This is a genomic window from Bartonella sp. AU16XJBT (genome assembly GCF_028618665.1).
GTDB lineage: Bacteria > Pseudomonadota > Alphaproteobacteria > Rhizobiales > Rhizobiaceae > Bartonella.
Genome location: NZ_JAQITF010000045.1, coordinates 1 through 3909 on the forward strand (window position 1 = coordinate 1; position 3909 = coordinate 3909).

Here is a 3909-nt window from a genome sequence, read left to right on the forward strand (position 1 = left end):
ACAGTGAAATAAAAAAAGAAGAAGCGATTGAGATGTTAGCCCAACATCTTGTCACGCGTCCCGTGTTTGAAGCTTTGTTTGAGGGCAATGAATTTGTCCACAACAATGCCATTTCGCAAGCCATGGATAAGATCTTAACGGAATTGGATAAAACCAATATCGAAGAGAAAACGAAAGATCTTGATAAATTCTACAAAAGTGTCACGTTCTGTACAGCAGGGATTACCGAAACTCATGCAAAACAGAATCTTATTATCAAACTTTATGAAAGTTTTTTTGCCAAGGCATTTAAGAAAACCACGGATAAGCTTGGGATTGTTTATACACCCGTTGAGGTTGTTGATTTTATCATTCATTCTGTTGATGATGTGTTACGCAATGAATTTAGAAAAAGCCTTGGTTCACGGGGTGTTTCTATTCTTGACCCTTTCACGGGAACTGGAACCTTTATCACACGGCTTTTACAATCAGATCTCATCAAACCAGAGGATATGGAATATAAATTCCGTCATGATATCCATGCCAATGAGATTGTTTTACTTGCCTATTACATAGCAGCCATTAACATTGAATCGACTTATCATAGTCTTATGAAAGGTGAGTATATTCCTTTTAAGCATATTGGTTTGACAGATACGTTTCGGATGCTTGAAGAGAAAAACCTGCTACAGGAATTGTTTAAAGAAAACAGTGAATATTTAGAGCATCAAAAGAAACTGAATATTGAAGTTATCTTTGGCAACCCTCCTTATTCAGTAGGACAAAAAAGTGCTAATGATAATGCAAAGAATACCCCTTACCCGATATTAAATGACCGTATTGGTGAAACTTATGCGGCTCAATCTAAAGCAAGCCTTATGCGAAATCTTTATGATAGTTATATTCGTGCCATTCGCTGGGCTAGTGATCGTATTGATAATTCTGGGGTAATTGGCTTTGTTTCTGGTTCTGGTTATATAGAAAAGTCAACAATGGATGGATTACGAAAATCTTTAGCCAAAGAATTTACGAGTATTTATGTGCTTAATTTACGGGGAGATATTCGTAAAAATATGTTAAGCAGTGGAAGAGCTCAAGAAGGTGAGAATGTTTTTGGTAGTGGTAGTATGACTGGTATTGCGGTAACACTATTTATCAAAAATCCCAATGCTTTTGGACCTTGTAAAATTTACTATCATGATATTGGAAATAATCACACAAGAGAAAAAAAGCTTAAGACAATTAAGGATTTTGGAAGCATTGATGGCATTACACGGAGTAAACAAGGTTGGAAAATAATTACACCAGACAAGCATGGCGATTGGCTTGGTCAACGTGATGACAGTTTCAAAGAATTTTTAGCCATAGGTTATAAAAAAGGTCATGGTAAAAAGCTATTTGAAATCTTATCTTGTGGTATTGTCACTAGTCGTGATGCATGGGCATATAATTCAAGCCGTGAAGTTTTAGCAGAAAATATGAATAACATGATTGATTTCTACAATAGTGAAGTAGAACGCTATAACACCTATTTACATGACGACAATAAAACACGTGCAAAGGCTGTAGACAATTTTGTCACCACGGATGAAAGAAAAATCAGTTGGAGCCATAATGTTAAGCAAGAACTAGTAAGAGGAAAAGTTTTTGAACTTGAAGATACATCTATTATTCAAAGCCTATATCGTCCTTTTACGAAACAATGGCTCTATTATAATCGCACCTTCAATGAGAGAGTTTTACAAATGCCGAGGATATTTCCTATAGGGGAAATGATTGAAAATAGCGTCATTCAAATTACAGGCGTAGGAGCAAGGTGTGGTTTTTCTGTTTTGATGAGTAAGGATTTACCTAATTTAGATGCAATAGAAAAAGGTCAATGCTTTCCAAGATATATCTATAAAGACACTACGGTCTTAAAAGATAAAAACAAGAAACAATCACATTTATTCGCAAATGCTACAGAAAAAAGTAAAACAGCTGGTTTACAAAGGCGTGATGCTATTACTGATGAAGGTCTAGCCCATTTTAAAGCCGCTTATCCGAATGAGACCATAACAAAAGATGATCTATTCTATTATGTTTACGGTCTACTTCATTCGGAAGATTATCGCTCTCGTTATGCTCATAATTTATGCAAAGAATTGCCTCGTATCCCTTGTGTTAAAAGTGCTGGTGATTTTTGGAAATTTGTTAATGCAGGACGTGAATTAGGTCATTTGCACGTGAATTACGAAAGCATAGAGCCTTATCCAGTGACCTTTAAAAAGGGTAATCCAAAATTAACTGACATCTCTAATCCCGAAAAGTTTTATTACGTTACTGAAATGAAATTCGCAAAAGCAGGTAAAGAGAAAGGAAAATCCGAAAAGGATAAATCAACTGTTTTTTACAATAGCAATATTACCATAACAGATATCCCTCTTGCAGCTTATGAGTATATCGTCAATGGTAAACCTGCTCTTGAATGGGTTATGGGGCGTCAATGTGTTAAGACTGATAAAAAGAGTGGCATTGTCAATGATGCCAATCACTATGCTGTTGAAACCGTTGGCAACCCTGCCTACCCTCTAGAGTTGTTTCAAAAGGTTATTACCGTAAGTTTAGAAACAATGAAAATCGTTAAAAACTTACCAAAATTAGAAATAAGAGAAACTGAATAACTTATAAAGCATGCTCACATAATGGGTATGTTAATCTCACAAGGGGTATAGGGTCTTATAACAGTCTATACCCCCTTTATACATTGCTTATACATACAATCTTTAAAAGGAGTGTTTATATGCGTTATTCTAAAAAGAAGAAACTTGCATTTTTAGATACTCTCATTTGGATTGCTTTAAGACTTTTAAGAAATCCATTCTTAAAGTGAATTAGATTTTTTTACATTGCCTTTAAAGGATTACACCGTAATCTAAAATGATAGCTTTGTTTAAAGAGAGTTATGTATATTCATTTTGCTTATAGGTTTTGTCTGTTTTTAAAACCCCCAAAACACCTACAAAACCCTCTTAAATATATATTAAAGATTGTATTTAAGGTTGTATTATTGATATAAGTTGTATCTTAAAAATACTAACATATTGATATATAATGTTTTTAATTTTACTCATTTGAAAAAATAATTATAGGGTCTAAAAAGGACTGACACAACTGACAAAAGCCTATTAAAAGGGATTTTTCTAATCTCTATAATTATCAATCTCTCTTTAGATGTTTTCATAACAGTCTATAAATCGCAATTATCCTATATCCTATTTATCGTTTCTCTTATGAAAATGAAAAATGATGCGGTGGCTATAAAGCAAATAACAGCTATAAGAATGCATAAAAATATTAAGCTGAAATATATTACAAAACCGCTTTCAAATTAGGTAACCTATTCTTTCTTCTTCTCCAAAAAAAAATTAACAATATCACCTTCATATTTATCAACTAATTGTATAACATCATCTAAAGTGTAAGTCTTCATGAATCTTCCACCGCGTACTCTTTAATTCTTTTGCAGAGAAATTCATAAAAATTACTTGCGTAATACTGGGGATCGTCAAGTGGAAACTTAAGATAGAGCGGGCACTCTCCATCCTGAAACTGAGTATAATCAAAGTAAAAGCTTTCACCAAAATCAGTTGTGCAGACAACAAGCTGTTTGGAGTTCATAAAGCCATCTCTTCTATCGAGCAAATTTCGGTAAACAATATCACCAGCAGGAATACCAGAACAGATTTCATAAATACTGAATATTTCTTCACCTCCTATTTCTCCTCCTCCATAATTTTTTAAAAAACTCTTGTAGGAAGAGCTAAATTGTAAATCGAGAGTGTTCTCTGCTGTTTTAATCCGTACATCATCAGGTGCATTATCTTTAGTCCCAAAATTAATAACATGACTATGCATATCAATATATTGTGCAACATCATCTAAAGTATA

2 protein-coding genes and 1 pseudogene are annotated in these 3909 nt (G+C 33.7%); 1 reads left to right on the plus strand and 2 read right to left on the minus strand.

All coding sequences use genetic code 11. The features are described from left to right. Positions 1–2642, plus strand: a 2642-nt coding sequence (locus PVV66_RS09235) for a type ISP restriction/modification enzyme (RefSeq protein ID WP_273719554.1), incomplete at its 5' end; no start/stop codon positions are given. A gap of 728 nt (positions 2643–3370) precedes the next feature. On the opposite strand, the pseudogene PVV66_RS09760 reads toward PVV66_RS09235, so the two are convergent. Together PVV66_RS09760 and PVV66_RS09240 are read right to left on the minus strand one after the other, a co-directional pair. Further along, positions 3371–3451 (minus strand): annotated as a pseudogene (locus tag PVV66_RS09760) (SMI1/KNR4 family protein); the annotation flags it as partial. Further along, positions 3448–3909, minus strand: a 462-nt coding sequence (locus tag PVV66_RS09240; RefSeq protein ID WP_273719556.1) for an SMI1/KNR4 family protein, incomplete at its 5' end; no start/stop codon positions are given. The gene PVV66_RS09240 and the pseudogene PVV66_RS09760, both read right to left, overlap by 4 nt.